Below are 18,340 nucleotides of genomic sequence, written 5' to 3'. Positions count from 1 at the left end.
GAGTAAAGAACTTTTTGAGAACAAAAGCGAACATTAAGAGATATTAGGGACTAACCCACTGAAATCAAACGGATCGCCTGATCTTGCTCCATCAGCCACAGGAGAACACGTGCCGCCTGCCCGCGTTCCGTTTCCAAGGTTGGATCATCATGCAAAAGCTTGCGTGCATCGCTTTGCGCCACCGCCATCAGGCTCGCCTGACTTTCGACATCCGCAATCCGAAAGCGCGGCAGACCGGACTGCGCGGTGCCAATCAGATCGCCAGCCCCGCGCATTTGCAGATCGGTTTCAGCAATCACAAAGCCGTCTTCGCTCTCGCGCAGCACTTTCAGACGCTTCTCCCCACCTTCGGTCAGCGGAGCCTGATACATCAACAAACAGGTTGAGGCTTGCGAGCCCCGCCCCACACGCCCGCGCAGCTGATGGAGCTGTGCCAGACCAAAAGCTTCCGCACGCTCGATCACCATGATCGTGGCGTTGGGCACATCCACGCCGACCTCAATCACGGTTGTTGCCACCAGAACCTGTGTCTCCCCGGCCTGAAACGCCGCCATCGCCGCGTCTTTCTCCTCTGGGGGCATCTGGCCATGCACAAGCCCGACAACACCTTCGCCAAGCGCGGCCCTGAGCGCTTTGAACCGCGCATCTGCCGCCGTGTAATCCACCCGCTCGCTTTCCTCGACCAGCGGGCACACCCAATAGGCCTGCTTGCCCTCCGCCACCGCTTTCTGCAGATGCCCCACAACCTCATCCATGCGGGTGGTCGGGATCAAAGCGGTGGTGATTGGCTGACGTCCGGGTGGCTTTTCATCCAGCACCGACACATCCATGTCGCCATACTGCGCAAGCGCCAGACTGCGCGGGATCGGCGTGGCCGTCATCACCAACACATCGGCACCGGCACCCTTTTTGCCCAGCTCCAGCCGCTGGCGCACACCAAAGCGGTGTTGCTCGTCAATAATGGCCAGCCGCAGATCTTCAAAATGAACGTCCTGCTGGAAAACCGCATGGGTGCCGACCAGAATGTGAATGTCCCCCCGCGCCAGCGCCTCAAGCTTGGCTTTGCGCTCTTTGCCTTTGTCGCGCCCGGTGAGAATTTCCAAAACCACGCCCGCGCTTTCCGCCAGAGGCCGTAAACCCTCCATATGCTGGCGCGCCAAAATCTCGGTCGGGGCCATCATCACGCCCTGCCCGCCCGCCTCCACAGCGATCAGCAAAGCCATAAACGCCACCAGCGTTTTGCCCGCGCCGACATCGCCCTGCAGTAGGCGGTTCATGCGGCTTGGCTCAGCCATATCGCGCGCAATTGCCTCGATGGCCCGCTCCTGCGCCCCTGTGGGCTTGTAGGGCAGCGCCGCGCGTACTTTTGCCTGCAACACGGTGGTTTGCTGCGAAATCACACCTTTGGCTTTCTGCAACTGGCTCCGCGCCAGCGCCAGCGTGATCTGATGCGCCAGAAACTCATCATAGGCCAGCCGTTCCCGCGCCGGATGGTTGGGGGACACCTGCTCCATCGCCTCTGGATGATGCACCAGCGCCATCGCCTCAGACCACGAGGGCCACTTCGCCTGATCCTTTTGGGAGGGATCAATCCACTCCGCAAAATCCGGTGCCTTGGACAAAGCAGAGCGCACAGCCTTCACCATCGTCTTTTGCGAAACCCCGTGGGTCAGCGGGTAAACAGGCTCAAAAGCGGGAATATCTTCGGCTTCATTGGGCGCGACGACATATTCCGGGTGCACCATCTGGGCCACGCCATCAAACAGCTCAACCTTGCCGGACACGACGCGCCGCGCGCCTTCCGGCAGGATTTTCTGCAAATAATCTGTGCGCGCATGGAAGAACACGATCTGAAACGAGGTCATCGCGTCCTGCACCGTGATGCGATACGCCCCGCCCCGATTGCGCGGCGGTCGATGCGCGCCCACCAGCACCTGCACGGTGACAACACCGGGCAGCTCCGCCTCATTCACCGAAAGCTTTTGCGCACGGTCAATCCCCGCATAGGGCAGCAGAAACAGCAAATCCCGCGGTTTGGTGACATCAATCTGCCCCAGATGCTGCGCCGTTTTGGGCCCAACACCGTCCAGTTTTGTCAGATCCGCAAAAAGCGGAAACAGGCTTTCCGGCCGTCCGCTCATAGGCCCTCGATCATCGCCAGCCAGCCATCTTCGTCGATGGTTTCAATCCCCAGCTCCTGCGCTTTGGCCGCTTTGCTGCCCGCCCCCGGCCCCGCCACAAGCAGATCAGTTTTCTTGGAAACAGAGCCGGACACTTTCGCCCCAAGACTTTCCGCACGCGCCTTGGCTTCTGCCCGTGTCATCTTCTCAAGCGAGCCCGTAAACACCACAGTCTTGCCAGCCACCGGGCTTTCCTGAGACGGCGCTTCAGGCGGAATGATGTCCAGCTCATCCATCAACCGGTCAATGGCCGCGCGTTCTTCGGCGTTGGCGAAAGCATCCGTGAGCGAAAGCCCCACAGCGGCCCCAATGCCATCAATCCCGGTCAGATCCGCCCAGACCGCCTTCGCCCCCGCAGGCACCTTGCACTCAGAAATCGTCGCATCCCGGCTTTCCTTGACCCGCGCACGACGACCTTCACGCTGTGCCGCGATCCGCTCGGCCTCTTCCGCCTGATCCGCCGCGCGATGGGCAAGCGCGGCTGGTCGCGCCGCTTCTGCCGCATGCACGAGCTTGTCCCAGCTCATGAAATGCAACGCCAAATCTTTGGCTGCGCTCTCGCCAACATGGCGAATGCCAAGGCTGAACAGCGCCCGCGCAAAAGCGATCTTGCGCTTATCGTTGATGGCCGCAAACAGATTGGCCGCACTCTGGTCGCCCCAACCTTTGCGGTTTTTCAACTTGTTGAGATTGCCAGCATCCCGGCGTTCCAACGTGAAAATCTGAGCCGGTTCGCGGATGGACAGATCCGGATCGTCAAAGAACATCTCAATCTGTTTTGCGCCCAGCCCTTCGATATCAAAGGCTTTGCGGGCCACGAAATGACGCAATTTTTCAATGGCTTGCGCAGCACAGATCATCCCGCCAGTGCAATAGCGCACCGCGTCGCCCTCTTCACGCACTGCAGGCGAGCCACACACCGGACAGCTTTCCGGGAACGCGTAGCGCTCGGCATTTTCCTTGCGCTTGCTCAGGTCCACATCCGCCACTTTGGGGATCACATCTCCCGCGCGGTAAACCTGGACCCAGTCGCCTTCGCGGATATCTTTGCCACCGCGGATCTCAGCACCTTTGCTGTCCCGCCCAGCGATGTAGTCTTCATTGTGCAGCGTTGCGTTGGAGACCACGACGCCGCCCACCGTCACCGGGGCAAGACGCGCCACCGGGCTCAGCGCCCCGGTGCGGCCCACCTGAATGTCGATGGCCTCAAGCCAGGTCCAGGCCAGCTCTGCCGGAAACTTGTGCGCCACCGCCCACCGTGGAGTGGTTGAGCGAAAGCCCAGCCGCGCCTGCAGGGCCAGCTCGTCGACCTTGTAAACCACGCCGTCGATGTCATAGCCAAGATCCGCGCGGCCTTCCTCGATCTTGTGGTAATGCGCGATCATCTCATCGGCATTTGCACAGAGTGCCGTCAGATCATTGATCACGAACCCAAAGGACTGAAGCCGTTTGATGGCCTCCATCTGCGTCTCTGCCAGTGGCTCAGACAGCTCTCCCCAGGCGTAGGCAAAGAACTTCAGGGGGCGCTCGCGGGTGACGTTGGCATCCAGCTGTCGCAAGCTGCCCGCCGCCGCGTTGCGCGGGTTGGCAAACACGGTCAACGCGCGCTTTCCGGCCTCTGCCCGTTTCTCGTTCTCTGCCGTGATCCGCGCATTCAAGGCCGCGAAATCCGCATGGCTCATATAAACTTCGCCGCGCACCTCCAGCACATCCGGCGCGCCTGCGATCTCATGGGGAATATCGGCAATGGTCTTGGCATTCTCAGTGACATTCTCCCCCGTCGCGCCATCGCCACGGGTCGCCGCATAGACCAGCTTGCCCTGCTCATAGCGCAACGACAGGCTCAATCCGTCGATCTTGGGTTCTGCTGTAAACGCCAGCGATCCTGTGCCCTGCCCCAGATACTTGCCGATACGGTCGACAAAATCCTGAACATCCTGATCCTCAAACGCATTGCCAAGGCTCAGCATCGGCACCGCATGGGTGATCTTGCCAAAACCTTCGGCTGGTGCCGCCCCCACCTGCTCAGAGGGGCTGTCTACTCGTTTGAGATCGGGGAAACGCGCCTCAATCTCCTGATTGCGCCGCTTCAGCCGGTCATATTCCGCATCCGAAAGCTTTGGCGCATCGGCGCCGTGATAGTCGCGATTCGCCTGAGCCAGCAACGCGGAAAGGCGCCCGAGTTCCTCGCGCGCCTGCTCCATAGTCAATTCTGCAATGGCGATCTCTTTGGCCACGTGCGTCTCCCTATCATACCCTCCCAAGTGATAGGGCTGAGACGCGGCGAGGTCCAGTAGATCCCGGCGCTTATCAGGCGCGCATTGCCACCGGATCGTCGGTTGCCGATACCGGCTCAGGGTCGCGCAGCACATAGCCACGGCCCCAGACTGTCTCGATATAGTTCTCACCGCCAGTTGCTTCGCTGAGTTTCTTGCGCAGCTTACAGATGAAGACGTCGATGATTTTCAGCTCCGGCTCGTCCATGCCGCCGTAAAGATGGTTCAGGAACATCTCTTTAGTCAGCGTTGTGCCTTTGCGCAGGCTCAGAAGCTCCAGCATCTGATACTCTTTGCCGGTCAGGTGAACAGTTTTGCCTTCAACTTCAACGGTTTTGGCGTCCAGGTTCACAGAGATGCGGCCGGTTTTGATGACGGACTGAGAGTGGCCTTTAGAGCGGCGGATGATCGCGTGAATGCGCGCCACCAGCTCTTCGCGGTGGAACGGTTTGGTCAGGTAGTCATCTGCACCGTAGCCAAAGCCCTTCAGCTTGCTTTCGGTGTCATCTGCGCCAGACAGAATCAGGATCGGTGTGTCGATACGCGATGTGCGCAGCTGGCGCAGCACTTCGTGGCCCGTCATGTCTGGCAGGCCAAGATCCAGCAGGATCAGGTCGTAGTCATAGAGCTTTGCCAGGTCGATGCCCTCTTCGCCAAGATCTGTGGCATAGACATTCAGGTTGGCGTGGGTCAGCATCATCTCGATGCTTTTAGATGTGGTGGGATCGTCTTCGACCAGCAGCACTCTCATTTGGACTTCCTTACAACTGGGAGGGTTTATGCGTTAACATTAACCTTAATGGTTAAAGGTTAACGAGCCGTTACCAATTTAGGAAGGTTAAGAGGCAAAATCAGTTCTGTCTAAATTTCTGCACCGCTGTCGCTTTCAAAGCCTCCTGTCCATGGGTCGACACAGCGGTCACCCATTCGTTGAACTCATCATCACTTAATCGATAGGTTTCAAGCGCTTCACGCTTTGTAATCAACCCATAGGCCACGCCGCGCACAACCGCAGCTTTGCGTGATGCCACCCAGCGTTTGGTATTGGCCGGTGGCAAATCGGCCCGCGTCATCACCTGCCCGTCTGACAGGGTAACACATCTTGGCCCCTCAACTTTTTTCAAAAACATTGCGTCCATCTCCTCGCGTGAGGAAAATTTTCTACGAGTGGACTTAACGAGGCCCTAAAGCGCCCCTTGAGAGTATCTAAGATTTTCCTATATTCTCGTCGACTTCTGACCGGAGAGACTCACCATGGCGCTTCACAGCGACACACCCCTTAATTCATTGGGTTTTGCGAAGCCCCCTTCTGAAACCCGCGTGGTCGTTGCCATGTCCGGCGGGGTGGATAGCTCCGTTGTCGCAGCCCAATTGGCGGACGAAGGCTACGATGTGGTGGGTGTAACACTGCAACTTTATGACCATGGTGCTGCTTTGGCGAAGAAAGGTGCGTGCTGTGCGGGAATCGATATTCACGATGCACGCCGCGTCGCCGAGGAAAAAGGCTTCCCGCATTATGTCCTGGATTACGAGAATATCTTCCAAGACGCGGTGATTGACGAATTTGCCGACAGCTACCTCGCAGGCGCCACTCCGGTGCCCTGTATCCGCTGCAATGAGCGGGTGAAATTCAAGGATCTTTTGGAGACGGCCAAGGATCTGGATGCCGATTGCATGGCCACGGGCCACTACATCCAGCGCAAAATGGGCACCCAAGGCGCAGAGCTGCATTCCGCCGAAGACGCCCGCCGCGATCAGAGCTATTTCCTGTTCTCCACCACGCCGGAACAGCTCGACTACCTGCGTTTCCCGCTGGGCCATCTGCCCAACAAAGACGCAACACGCGCGCTGGCGGCAGAGTACGGTCTCTCGGTGGCCGACAAGCCAGACAGTCAGGACATCTGTTTCGTGCCCAATGGCGACTATGCCAGCGTGATTGAGAAACTGCGCCCCGGCGCGGCGGACGCAGGCGAAATCGTGGATCACGAAGGCAATGTGCGTGGCACCCACAATGGCGTCATTCACTACACCATCGGGCAGCGTCGCGGTCTTGGCATCGGCGGGCTTACCGAGCCGCTTTATGTGGTGAAACTGGACGTTGAGAAGAAACAGGTTGTGGTCGGTCCCAAAGAGATGCTGGCCACCCGCATCATTCCTGTGCGCGAGATCAACTGGCTTGGTGACGAACCTTTTGATTCCAAGCAAGAATGGCATGTGGCCGTCAAGGTCCGCTCCACACGCCCACCGCGCGACGCCATCATCCGCCCAACCGGCCCGACCACCGCAGAGGTGGAATTACTGACACCCGAAGAAGGCGTGTCCCCCGGTCAGGCCTGCGTCTTTTATGACAATGAAAGCTCGCGCATCTTTGGCGGCGGCTGGATCTGGCGCGGCTACTAAGCCGCCAAGTTTCTGGGTGAACTCTTAAGCCACCTGCCCGCTCTAAATCGCGTCGGTCGCTGTGTTCAAAACAACATAGAGGCCGACAGCAATCATCACATAAGGCGCAAAGCCTTCGAGCTTTTGCACCTTTGCGATCCGATCTGGCGCGATACCTCCGCTGGCGGCACCGATGGCCGCAACCACAAGCGCTGAAATCAGCGCGCCTCCCAATACCGGAGCCGAATAGACCGCACGGGAATCTGCCAGCAGCGGTGTGAACACCGCAAAAGTGTCAAACGACAGGCTCAGAAACAGCACTGCCAACGCCAGAGTGTTTGCCTTCACCACTGGCATTTGCCCATCTGTGTCGGGCGCGCTGCGATGTTGCCAGATCCCCCAGAGGCCAAGCCCGATAGGCACCAGTCCCAGATAGCCCACAGGCAGCGGCAGTTCTGTGTCCACGCGTTCGGCCACCAGAAAGGCAATTGCGAGCACAAGCACCTGCGCCAGCATATAGCTCGCAATCACCTGAAACCGCCCCATCGTCAGGATCAGCCCTAGCATCACCACCAGATTGTCGAGATTGGTCGCCAGATGGGTCAGGCAAGAAGAAACCGCCAGCGCGACGGTCTCCATCATGCGCCGAGGCCGTCCAACACGGCACGCGCGGCGCGCAGCCCCGGCGCTTCATGCCCTTTTCCGAGACGTTCCATGGTCAACGCCATGGCCGCCTGTTGCGCCTCTGGGTTGTCCAATATGCGCAAAATGGCCGGTGCAATGTCTGCCGGCTGAAACGCAGGGCCAAGGAACTCTTCCACGGTGCGTGTTTCTGAAACCAGATTAACCAGCGTCACCGTATCAATCAGCGCCATGCGGCTCATGATTTGCCAGCTCAGCCAGCTCATGTCGTAAGCCACAACCATCGGCGTCGCGCTTGCCGCCAGCTCGAGCGACACAGTGCCTGAAGCCACCAATGCCACATCCGCAGCCGCAAAGGCCGCGCGTTTCTGCGCAAGCCCTTCCTCTGGCCCCATCAGATTCGGATCAAGCACGATCGGCACATGCGGCCATCCGGCCACCACCTCTTTCACCGCATCCGCCACCGGTGCAGCCGCGGGCACAACCACCTGCAAATCTGGCTTTTGCTGCTTTAACCGCGCAACCACCTCGCCAAACGCAGGCGTGAGCCTTCCAACTTCGCCGCGACGCGATCCCGGCAATGCCACCAACAGTGGCGCATCATCAATGCCATGCTGCGCCCGAAAGGCGGCAACCTCTTCAGCGTTTGCAACAGGCTCCGTGACCACCGGATGCCCGACAAAATCACACCTCAGCCCAACAGCTTCCATATAGGGCGGCTCAAACGGCAAAAGCGCGAGCACATGATCAACAGAGCGCGCCATTTTCTGCGCGCGTTTCGGGCGCCAGGCCCAGACAGACGGAGCCACGTAATGCACACAACGGATGGTGCTGGCGGCCTTAACTTCGCGTGCCACGCGCAAGCAGAAATCCGGGATATCAATCGTGATCAGAACATCCGGCTGCCAGTCCAGCACCGCTTTCGCCGTTTGATGCATCCGTTTGACGAGGTGGCGATATTTGGGCAGCACCTCTGCAATACCCATCACGCTCAGCTCATCCATGGGAAACAGGCTCTCAAGCCCTTGCGCGCCCATCAAAGGCCCGCCAACACCCGCAAATTCGACATTGGGCATCAATTGGCGCAGGCCCGCCATCAAGGCCCCGCCCAACCGGTCGCCCGACAGTTCTCCAGCGACCAGAAACACCTTCATCAGAGCGTCCGACCCATTAGAAACAACCCACTGTCTTTTAGCGCTGCGAGTGTTTCGGCGCGATCAATGATCATCACCTTGCCCGCCTCCACAACGATGCCTTCCACACCGGCTGCCGCCGCTGCGGCAATCGTGCCCGGCCCGATGGCTGGCATGTCCACGCGCAGATCCTGCCCGCGTTTTGGTGCCTTCACAAACACGCCTTTGCCCCGGCGCAAAGGCTGCGGGGTTTCGCTGACAAATCGCAACAAAGCATCCGTGCCCTGCAAAGTCTCAATCCCCAGGCACAGGCCAGCCGCCACAACAGCGCCCTGCCCCACATCCAGCGGTGAAAGCGCCGACAGAATATCATAGGCGCGATCCGCATCGGCCAGCGACTGCGTTGAGGGCGCTACCCCGGCAACCAGCCCGTCTTCGATGCACAGTTCCGGCAGCAATGTATGCGCCCCAACAACTTCAAATCCCTGCTCTTCAAAAACCGCAATGATCAGCCGCAAAATCGCATCGTCCCCGTCCTGCAACGCAGGCAGCAAACGCGGCGCAATCGCCATCATACCGGCATCGAACCGTGTCGGATCAAGCGCAGGCCGGCCAAGGCCGCCTGCCATCACCAGCTGGGTCACACCGGCGTCATGCAGCGCAGCAAACAGCCCGCCCATTTCCTCAAACCGGTGGGTGTGTACCTGCCCGGTCATGGCGTGCTCGACACCCTCAAAGACCACACAATAGGCCTCAGGGTTGGCAGCCGCCAATGCAAGCGGCAGATTGCCCCCGCCACATAGGATCGCCAGTTTGCTCATTTCAGCCTCGCCGGAAGTTAGGGCTTACCGTGGTGTCAGGAAGGAGCGATCGGTCTCGCCCAGCACAAAGGCCACAATTTCCTGCACATAGTCGCTGTCAGATTCGTCCCCCAGACGTCTCGCACGCTCAAGAAAAGCACCCTCACCCTGCGCAAGCATCTGAAAGGCCGCACGCAACGCCGTAATGTCCGCGCGCGCAACACCGCGACGCTTAAGCCCGACAAGGTTCAACCCGTCGAGCTCGCCACGTGGGCCTTGGACAAGACCGTATGGGATCACATCATTGGTCACCATTGTGACCGCACCAATGATCGCACCACGACCGATGCGCACCCATTGATGGATGCCACACAGACCGCCAATGATCACGTCATCTTCGATGATACAGTGGCCTGCCACAGCGGCAGAATTCACCACGATCACACGATCGCCGATCTGCGCGTCATGTGCGATGTGACAGCCAGCCATAAACAAGCCGTCATCGCCCACGCGAGTCACACCGCCACCGCCTTCGGTGCCGCTGTTCATCGTGACATGCTCACGGATGCGGTTGCGCTCACCGATGACGAGTTTGCTGGCCTCGCCATCAAACTTCAGATCCTGTGGCACTTCGCCAATCACCGAAAAGCTGAAAACCTCTGTCTCCGCGCCGATCTCTGTGTTGCCGGTCACCACCACATGGCTTTTTAGCACCACACCTTTGTGCAGCACGACATTTGGGCCCACCACGCAGAACGGACCAACAACACAGCCCTCCGCGATGCGCGCGCCGTCTTCAATGACCGCAGATCCGTGGATCTCAGCGGTTTCAGAAATTCCCATGAGGCTCACTCCTTGGGCAAATCCATCATGGCTGTGAATTCAACTTCACAGGCCACTTCTCCGTCAACGGTTGCGGTGCCCGCAAACTTCCAGACTTTGCCGCCCGGCTTGCCGCGTGTCGTGGTCACGCGCATTTCCAGCACATCTCCAGGCACCACCATGCGACGGAATTTACATTTGTCGATGCCCATGAAGTAGACCAGCAGTTCTTTGTCTTCCATGCCCAGCGAAACGCCAACCATCACCGCAGAGGTCTGTGCCATCGCTTCGACGATGGTGACGCCCGGCATGATCGGCTTGGACGGGAAATGGCCCTGAAAATGGGGCTCATTCATGGTGACATTCTTGATACCCGTCGCAGAGGCATAGCCGTCAATATCAACCACCTTGTCCACCAGCAGAAACGGGTAGCGATGCGGAATGATCCGCTGGATCAGGCCAATATCGGCACTCTTAAGCTCTTGAGACATCTTGCGCTCCTGCTGCGTCTTGTTTGTTGAAGTAGCCCTAGCAATCCCAGACGCCGGGGGCAAGCATACGACCGATTTGGCAGACCTCTAGGCCAAGCCTGAAAGGCGCGGCTTATTCATTCTTCAGGCGTGTCTGTCGCGGATGGAAGGCCATCTCCCAGAATTTGATTGAGCCGTTTGATCGCCATCGGCGTGATATCGATTGCGGGATCGGACAACAGCACCTCCCGCCGCTCCAGAATCACACTGGCGCCTGCCTCCCGCATCAGGTCCGTCAAAATCGGGCTGGCTGCGCGAATGAAAGCCTCTTCTTCCCGCTGTCGCTGCACCTCAATATTGCGCGACTTTTGCTCCTGTTCATTCCGTATCTGCACAACACGCGCGTCAAAGGCATCGGCAACGGCGCGAAACGCCTTGGGATCCATCCCTTCGCGCTGATTGGTCAGCTCACGTTCTTCCGCCGTCAACTCGGCCTGAATGCTCCGGTTTTCTGCCAGAAGCACCGCCTCTTCCGCTGCCAGCTCCTGCGTCACCCGCAGGCCAAACAGCGATTGGGAGAACATCAAATCGCTGTCCACGGTCAAAACGGCTGCGGCCGGCACCTCTTGCGGCGCGCGCGCCTCCTCCTGCGCGAAAGTGGCGGGCGCTTGAAAAAGCCCCGCCACCACAATTGCAAAACCTGCTACCAGTCGCCGCATCACAAATCAGAACTGAGCGCTGATCGTGAAGTCAAACGTCTGCTCGCGGTCAAAGTCTTCTTTCTGCAGTGCTTTGGTGAAGTTAAAGCGCAGCGGACCAATCGGCGTGGTCCAGAAGATCGACGCCCCGATCACATGGCGCAGCGAAAAGTCCTCGCCCACCACATTGTTTGAGGTTTGATCCAGCCCCCAGAGCGAGCCGACGTCATAGAATAGACCACCACGCAGTCCCAGTTCCTCTGGCAAACCAAGAGGGAATTCCGCTTCAAATCGCGCCACGGCGTAGAAGTTGCCGCCCAAAGCGTCGTCAAAACCTGCACCCTGTTCACGCGGACCAACACCATAAGGTTCAAAACCACGGATGTTACGTGCTGTTACGATAAAGCGGTCATCGACACGGCTGTCATCATCAGGAGAATACAGTGCCCCCCCTTCAAATGTGGCCCGCAATGTAACTTCTTCGTTCCAGGCCAGCGTCTCCGCAACGGCACGGCCGGTGGTTTCGATATAGGTGTAGTCTCCGCCGATGCCGCCAAAATCCTGGCTGAACTCAAGCAGCACACCACGTGTCGGATCAAGACCCGACCGGCGTGTGTCATAGCGATAGGTATATCCCAGCGCGCTCTTCCAGATGTCACCCCGCGCCGCTTCCTGGTTGATCAGCGTACCGTTAAGAGCAGCGTCAACCGGGACGCTCAAATCGGAGTTCACAAGCGAATAGCGCAGCTGCATCCGGGAATTTTCGCCCAGCTGGAAACCGATGGCCGGCGTAAAATCACCAACCGTGTTGGTGAAACGCGCATCGCTTGGTTCAAACTCGCGATATGACAGATTGAACCCTGCGCTCAAATCTCGCCCAAGGAAGGCCGGCTCCTGGAACGAAAGCCCGTAGTCCACGATGTCCGAGGAGGTCGAGAACGACACGCCGAGGTTCTGACCGCGCCCGAGGAAGTTGGATTCATTAAAGCGGATTGCAAGACCGATACCGTCGTTGGTGGAGTATGTGCCACCCAAAGACAGCGAGCCGGTTGGCTGCTCTTCGACATCCACATCCACAATCACCTGGCTTGGACTGCTGCCCTCACGTGCATTCACTTCCGCAGAAGAGAAGAACCCCAGCGCACGAATGCGCTCAGCACTCTCACGGATTTCACGCGGGTTGAACGGATCGCCTTCCACAATACGGAACTGTTGACGGATCACCTTGTCCAGTGTGGTGGTGTTGCCCTCAATGTCGATACGCTCGACAAAGATCTTCGGGCCACGGGTGATGACAAAATCCACATCCAGCGTCAGATCACGATCGTTGCGCGTGATGCGCGGCTCCACACGGAGGAAATCTTGCCCCTGCTTCAGCGCAAAGCGTTCCATGCGTGCAATCGAGCTTTCAACCAGGCTCGGCGTGTAAACCACCCCCGGCTTCAGACGCAGGGTTTCCAGATACTCTTGCGGATCCAGCCCTTCGATATCGCTTGATGCGGTGATCTGGCCAAATTTGAACTGCTGCCCCTCTTCAACGTTAAACGTGACAAAATAGCTGTCGCGTTCACGGGAAAGCTCGGCGTTCACACTGAGGGTACGGAAATCCACATAACCGCGGGACAGATAGAAATCGCGCAGAACCTGCTTATCAAATTCGATGCGGTCATTCACAAATGTGTCTTGCTGGAAGAAGGCACGCAACAGGCCAGCCTGCTTGGTGCCCAACACGCGGCGCAGACGGCTGTCACCGAAGTTCTGGTTGCCCACAAAGCCGATGCGCTCGATCTCGACGATCCCGCCTTCAAAGACTTCAAACACCAGATCGGCGCGGTTCTCGCTGCGGCGAATGATCCGCGGGGTCACACGGGCCGCCAAACGACCGGATTCCGCATAGGCCTGCGTTATGCGCGCGGCATCGCGCTCGGCAACCGTCGGGTTCAAAACGCGGCGCGGCTCGGACTCAACCAAGCCCTCAAGCGCGTCGTCTTTCAGGCGTTGGTTGCCTTCAAAGCTGATGCGGTTGATGGTTGGGTATTCGGTCACCTTGATCGTCAGCGTATTGCCGCTTGGCACCAGCTCGACAGTCTCAAACAGGCCGCTTTCCAGCACCCGTTGATAGGCAGCGTTCAACTGGCCACCAGTCACCGGCGTACCGGTCTGCAATCCCGCATAATTGGTGATCGCAGAAGACTCGATCCGCTGGTTCCCATCCACGCGAATGGAGCCAAAATTGTAGTTCTGGGCATGGCCAAGCGTTGGCAGTGTCATCGCTGCCGCAAAAGCCAGACCATAAATTCCTGTCACAAAACGCCTGCTCTGCGCCTCGTCACGGTCTTTGGTTGTTACCAAAGCACATGCTTGTTTGGTCATTCCCAAACTCCGAAGTATCCCTGTATAGCATGTGAGTAGCGGGAATACCCGGCGATGTCAAAACTGCAATGGCACGAAAATCGCCATTGTTTCCTATAGCCAACATAGCAAATTGTGGCGCACGTAGACCGCGACGCCACATCATCTTGTAACTCATTGAGATCAAAGGGCGCGCACCAAACCGGGTGGTCTGCCCCTGTCACATCCCGGCGATCAGTGGATCAGGCTGCTGATGTAAGCCCCGATTAACAGGCCAACCACAACCGCCGACGGATAAAGGAATCTCTCCCAGTTGACATCAATCAACAGGCCAATTGCGCGATATCCACTTGTAATCGTTTGCATTTCCCACATCCCAATGCAGTATCGTTAAACAATAGTAACCTTAGAATAGGGCAAAATTTGGGCGCACAGATGATCTGCGCGCCCATATGGTTAACTCAGCCCCGCCAGAAAGCGGGTATCAAAAACCCTGTGATCAGGGGCAGAAAAGATCGTTTGTCAGGCCAAACAGCATCATGCCCAGCACGATCATCAAACCACCCATCATCAGCACGCGCAGCACACCGTCCGCAGGAGGACGCCCCGCCACCGCCTCATAGGCGTAAAACACAAGATGGCCGCCATCCAGCATTGGAATCGGAAACAAGTTCAGCAATCCAATCGCGGTGGACAGCACCGCAATGAACCAGATGAAGCTCTGGGTGCCCTGGCTCGCCATCGCGGCTGAGGTCTGCGCAATCCCGACCGGACCAGACAGGTTACAGCTGCTGATCGCACCGGTGACCATATGATAAAGTCCGCTCAGCGAGCCTTCCATGATCCGCACGGTCTGGCGCGCGCCGGCCACAACAGCATCGCCAAATGGCAGGGCTTCCGTGGCAGGCTCAAAGGCCAGGCCGCCGCCAATGCCGATCCGCCAATTGGTGACGAAACCGCCATCCGCCTGCGGCTCATCCACACGGCGGGGTGTCAGCGCAAATTCCTGTTTTTCACCGTCCCGCTGAACGGTCAGCAACAATGTGCGCCCTTCCCCGGATTCCACCGCCTCTTTCAGTTCGGAGAACGCAACAATCGGGGTGCCGTCAATTGCCGTGAACACATCGCCAACCTCAAGCCCCGCATTATACGCCGCCGAACGCGGTGCCAGCGAAAGCACCAAAGGTGGATAGAGATATGGCCCGGAAACCTCGATCTCTTCTCCCGCACGGCTCACCCCATAAGGAAGCGGATCCTGCTTTGCCATCTCGTCCCAGAAGTCATCAAATGCGCCGGGTTCATCAAAAGAAGGCAGCGTCTCGCCATTGATCGCGCGCACCACATCGCCTTCCTGCAAGGTATAGGGAGCATTGGGCAGATCGCGCATGTCGCCAACAATAAGCTTGTCGCCCACCTGCCCGTTGGACATCATCACCGCGGCAAAAATGATCAGCGACAGAATGAAGTTGAACACCGGCCCCGCCAGAACGGTGGCGGCCCGCGCCCAAAGCGGTGCACCATGCATGGTCGCCCGGCGCTCGGCGTCGCTCATTTCCGCCATGGCCTCGCCATCCTTGCCGCTTGCGGCATTGGCGTCACCTTTGAATTTCACATATCCGCCCAGCGGGATCGCGGCGAGTTGCCATTGCGTGCCGCGTTTGTCCACGCGCGACCACAGCACGGGGCCAAACCCGATGCTAAACACATCCGCGCCGATTCCGCTCCAGCGGCCAACGATGTAATGGCCGTATTCGTGGATCGCCACGATGATCGACAAGGCCACCACAAACCAAACAACCGTTAGGGCGCCGCTGCCGAAACTCGGGATTAGCGTCGAAATATCCAAATGCACGTCCTCTTTTTGGCGCTTCTGGCGGCCTTAAGCCATTTTTTGCATGATCTCATCCGCAGTCTTGCGGGCGAGATGGTCAGTTTCCATCACCGTATCAAGGCTCATTTCGGCATTCTTGAGGCAATGTGAGGGAGAAAGCTGCGCAAGCACCTCCTCCACCACTTCGGCCATCTGCAAAAAGCCAATGCGGTGATCAAGGAAGGCATCCAGCGCCCGCTCTTTGGCGGCATTGAACATCGCCCCCGCATGCCCACCGATTTCCAGCACCTCATGCGCCAGCCGCAGCGCGGGGTAGCGTTCCAGATCCGGCGCGCGGAAATGCAATGAACCGATTTGCGCCAGATCCAGTCGGGATACCGGCAGATCCTTGCGCTCCGGCCAATGCAACGCATAGCCAATCGCATGGCGCATGTCCGGCGGCCCCACATGGGCCATCAGCGCTCCGTCTTTGAAGCCCACCAGCGCGTGCACCAGCGATTCCGGATGTACAAGCACTTCGATCTGCTCATGCGCGCAGCCGAAAAACTCTTTGGTCTCAATGACCTCCAACGCCTTATTGAACATCGAGGCGCTGTCCACGGTGATCCGCTGCCCCATGTTCCAATTCGGGTGGCTGCTGGCCTGCTCCGGCGTGGCGCGCGCCATATCTTCCAGGGTCCAATCCCGGAACGCCCCGCCGCTGGCGGTGATGATGATGCGCTCCACCGCGTCCATATCTTCGCCGACGAGACCCTGAAACACCGCAGAATGTTCACTGTCCACCGGCAGGATACGACCGCCGTGTTTCTCAGCGGTGCCCATGATCAGATGGCCAGCCGTGACCAGAGATTCCTTGTTGGCCAGCGCGAGGGTCGCCCCCTGCTGCAACGCCACCAGCCCCGGGGCCAGGCCCGCAGCGCCGACAATCGCGCTCATCACCCAGTCTGCAGGCCGTGCCGCAGCCTCTGCAATCGCCCTTGCCCCTGCAGCCGCCTCAATGCCGCTGCCTACAAGTGCGTCGCGCAGATCATCAAGCAGCGCCTCATTGGCGGTCACCGCCACATCGGCCTTCAGCGCAATCGCATCTTCTGCCAATTGCGCAATGTTCTGCCCGCCTGTCAGCGCCACAACATCATAAGCCGCAGGATCGCGCCGGATCAGATCAATGGTGTTCTGACCAATCGATCCGGTGGCGCCAAAAATGGAAACTTTTCTCATTTTACCAGTCTCTTGTCACCGGTTTTACGTTGCAGGCAGGCCCAGAACGACGCCCATCAACAACACAAGCAGCGCGCCGCCCATCATCCCGTCAAAGCGATCAAGCAGGCCACCATGTCCGGGGATCAGATTGGAGCTGTCCTTAATCCCGGTCTTGCGTTTCAGCGCGCTCTCCGCCGCGTCGCCCATCTGTGAGGCAAAGGAGGTCAGAATGCTCAGGACAATCAGGGTGGTGCCGCCAAAGGCTAAGCCGACACAGGCCGCCGCAACCCAGCCCGCAATCGTGCCGGACCAGGTCTTTTTGGGGCTCACCTTCGGCCAAAATTTCGGCCCGCCGATCATGCGCCCTGCGAAGTAGCCCGCGATATCCGTGGCCACCACCACAGAGACAAGCCACAACAGCCAATAGGCCCCGCGCACATCACGCAGCACAATCAGACCATAGCAGGCAAACATCAGGCCAATCGCGTAAGCGCCATAAATCAAACGATATTTCTTAGCCTGACCTGCACCGACAAAGCCTACTGCCGCCAGCACCGGCCCAATCGCCTGCCCCGGCAACACATAGGTCGCCAACAGCGCCGCTGCGGCAATCACCGCCACCACGATGGCGCTGCGTCCGTCACCGCCGTTCAGCATCCGGGTCAGCTCCCAGATCATTCCGGCACAGATCACCACGACCAGTTCATGGAACAGCACGCCGCCCTGCCAGATGGCCACACCACCAACCAGAAGCATCACCAGCGCAGATGCGACCCGCGCTCGCAGATCCCCCCAGATCCCGCTGTCCTTCCCGGCGCTGCTCACGCGCTCACGGCTCCAAAGCGGCGATCACGGGTCGAGTAGGCTTCCACCAGCTTGCGGAACTCCTCTTTGGAGAAATCCGGCCACAGCGTGTCGATAAATTCATATTCCGCATATGCGGACTGCCACAGCAGGAAGTTGGAGATCCGCGCCTCACCGCTGGTGCGCACCACCAGATCCGGATCCGGCAGCACGCAGGTGTCCAGATACTTGGGCAAGGTCTCTTCGTTCACATCTTCCGGCTTCAGATTGCCGGCCGCCACATCCTGCGCCAACCGCTGCGTGGCCCGCGCGACTTCGTCCCGCCCGCCATAGTTCAGCGCAATGGTCAGGTTGACGCCGGTGTTCTCTGCGGTCAGCTCTTCAAGCTCATCCATCAGGGCCTGCAGTTTCACATCCAGACCGGGGCGGTCGCCAATAAAGCGCACCCGCACGCCCTCTGCTTTCAGAGAGCGCGCCTCTTTGCGAATATACTGGCGGAACAGGCTCATGAGCCCGGCCACCTCGGCCTGTGTCCGCTTCCAGTTCTCCGTCGAAAACCCAAAAATCGTCAGATACTCAACACCCAGCGGCGAGCAAGCGCGTACAATCTCTTTGACACGCTTGGCGCCTGCATGGTGCCCAAACAGCCGAGGCCGCCCGCGCGCCTGTGCCCAACGGCCATTGCCATCCATAATGATGGCCACATGTCGCGGGCCGGAACGTGTAGCGGTCGCGGGAAGGTCCTCAGCCATG

The 18,340-nt window shown here is 58.8% G+C and carries 16 protein-coding genes; 1 reads left to right on the top strand and 15 read right to left on the bottom strand.

The annotated features are described in order from the left end of the window. Positions 1-50: 50 nt before the first annotated feature. The 4 genes from recG to J7399_RS15195 all read right to left on the bottom strand — a co-directional run bounded on the left by recG (position 51) and on the right by J7399_RS15195 (position 5,586). Positions 51-2,141 (bottom strand): ATP-dependent DNA helicase RecG, encoded by a 2,091-nt coding sequence (recG, locus tag J7399_RS15210; protein WP_209087263.1) that lies wholly within the window; start codon positions 2,139-2,141, stop codon positions 51-53. After that, a complete protein-coding gene (gene ligA, locus J7399_RS15205) occupies positions 2,138-4,384 on the bottom strand; it encodes an NAD-dependent DNA ligase LigA (protein WP_247742923.1) in 2,247 nt (748 codons plus the stop codon). The genes recG and ligA overlap by 4 nt, the downstream gene beginning before the upstream one ends. Before the next feature lie 106 nt (positions 4,385-4,490). Further along, positions 4,491-5,207: a response regulator transcription factor CtrA gene (locus J7399_RS15200; RefSeq protein WP_209063203.1), complete on the bottom strand. Its 717-nt coding sequence runs from the start codon at positions 5,205-5,207 to the stop codon at positions 4,491-4,493. A 100-nt stretch (positions 5,208-5,307) separates the two neighbouring features. Then, the gene (locus J7399_RS15195; protein ID WP_209079154.1) at positions 5,308-5,586 is read right to left on the bottom strand and encodes a DUF1153 domain-containing protein; all 279 of its coding nucleotides are present in this window, start codon (positions 5,584-5,586) and stop codon (positions 5,308-5,310) included. 124 nt (positions 5,587-5,710) lie between these two features. Between J7399_RS15195 and mnmA the strand changes: the two genes are divergently transcribed. Further along, positions 5,711-6,856, top strand: a complete 1,146-nt coding sequence (gene mnmA / locus J7399_RS15190) for a tRNA 2-thiouridine(34) synthase MnmA (RefSeq protein ID WP_209087259.1) — start codon at positions 5,711-5,713, stop codon at positions 6,854-6,856. A gap of 42 nt (positions 6,857-6,898) precedes the next feature. Here mnmA and J7399_RS15185 read toward each other — a convergent pair whose 3' ends face one another. From J7399_RS15185 to J7399_RS15135, 11 genes are all read right to left on the bottom strand, one after another. Continuing rightward, a complete protein-coding gene (locus tag J7399_RS15185) occupies positions 6,899-7,477 on the bottom strand; it encodes a hypothetical protein (protein WP_209087256.1) in 579 nt (192 codons plus the stop codon). Further along, positions 7,474-8,631 carry a lipid-A-disaccharide synthase gene (lpxB, locus tag J7399_RS15180; protein ID WP_209087254.1) on the bottom strand — a complete coding sequence of 386 codons (1,158 nt, stop codon included), beginning with the start codon at positions 8,629-8,631 and terminating at the stop codon, positions 7,474-7,476. The genes J7399_RS15185 and lpxB overlap by 4 nt, the downstream gene beginning before the upstream one ends. Continuing rightward, positions 8,631-9,431, bottom strand: a complete 801-nt coding sequence (lpxI, locus tag J7399_RS15175; RefSeq protein ID WP_209087252.1) for a UDP-2,3-diacylglucosamine diphosphatase LpxI — start codon at positions 9,429-9,431, stop codon at positions 8,631-8,633. The genes lpxB and lpxI overlap by 1 nt, the downstream gene beginning before the upstream one ends. Before the next feature lie 24 nt (positions 9,432-9,455). Beyond that, entirely contained in the window at positions 9,456-10,253 is a 798-nt protein-coding gene (gene lpxA / locus J7399_RS15170; RefSeq protein WP_209087250.1) for an acyl-ACP--UDP-N-acetylglucosamine O-acyltransferase, read from the bottom strand. A 5-nt stretch (positions 10,254-10,258) separates the two neighbouring features. Further along, positions 10,259-10,723, bottom strand: coding sequence for a 3-hydroxyacyl-ACP dehydratase FabZ (gene fabZ / locus J7399_RS15165; RefSeq protein ID WP_209079160.1), 465 nt, complete (start codon positions 10,721-10,723; stop codon positions 10,259-10,261). Between the two features lie 116 nt (positions 10,724-10,839). After that, positions 10,840-11,421, bottom strand: coding sequence for an OmpH family outer membrane protein (locus J7399_RS15160; protein ID WP_209087248.1), 582 nt, complete (start codon positions 11,419-11,421; stop codon positions 10,840-10,842). Positions 11,422-11,427: 6 nt separating this feature from the next. Next, the gene (gene bamA, locus J7399_RS15155) at positions 11,428-13,773 is read right to left on the bottom strand and encodes an outer membrane protein assembly factor BamA (RefSeq protein ID WP_209087246.1); all 2,346 of its coding nucleotides are present in this window, start codon (positions 13,771-13,773) and stop codon (positions 11,428-11,430) included. Positions 13,774-14,251: 478 nt separating this feature from the next. Then, positions 14,252-15,598: an RIP metalloprotease RseP gene (gene rseP / locus J7399_RS15150; RefSeq protein WP_209087244.1), complete on the bottom strand. Its 1,347-nt coding sequence runs from the start codon at positions 15,596-15,598 to the stop codon at positions 14,252-14,254. Between the two features lie 33 nt (positions 15,599-15,631). Beyond that, positions 15,632-16,801, bottom strand: coding sequence for a 1-deoxy-D-xylulose-5-phosphate reductoisomerase (gene dxr / locus J7399_RS15145; protein WP_209087242.1), 1,170 nt, complete (start codon positions 16,799-16,801; stop codon positions 15,632-15,634). A gap of 24 nt (positions 16,802-16,825) precedes the next feature. Continuing rightward, positions 16,826-17,608, bottom strand: a complete 783-nt coding sequence (locus tag J7399_RS15140) for a phosphatidate cytidylyltransferase (RefSeq protein WP_348539473.1) — start codon at positions 17,606-17,608, stop codon at positions 16,826-16,828. Then, on the bottom strand, positions 17,605-18,339 hold the full coding sequence (locus J7399_RS15135) for an isoprenyl transferase (protein WP_209079165.1): 735 nt from the start codon (positions 18,337-18,339) through the stop codon (positions 17,605-17,607). Before J7399_RS15135 ends, J7399_RS15140 begins: the two co-directional genes overlap by 4 nt. Between the last annotated feature and the right edge of the window lies 1 nt (position 18,340).

Origin of the sequence: Shimia sp. R9_1, from assembly GCF_017743775.1 — a bacterium.
In the GTDB taxonomy this organism is placed as follows: Bacteria; Pseudomonadota; Alphaproteobacteria; order Rhodobacterales; family Rhodobacteraceae; genus Shimia.
Note: the sequence above shows the minus strand (reverse complement) of the source record. Positions and strands in the feature narration are given on the sequence as shown.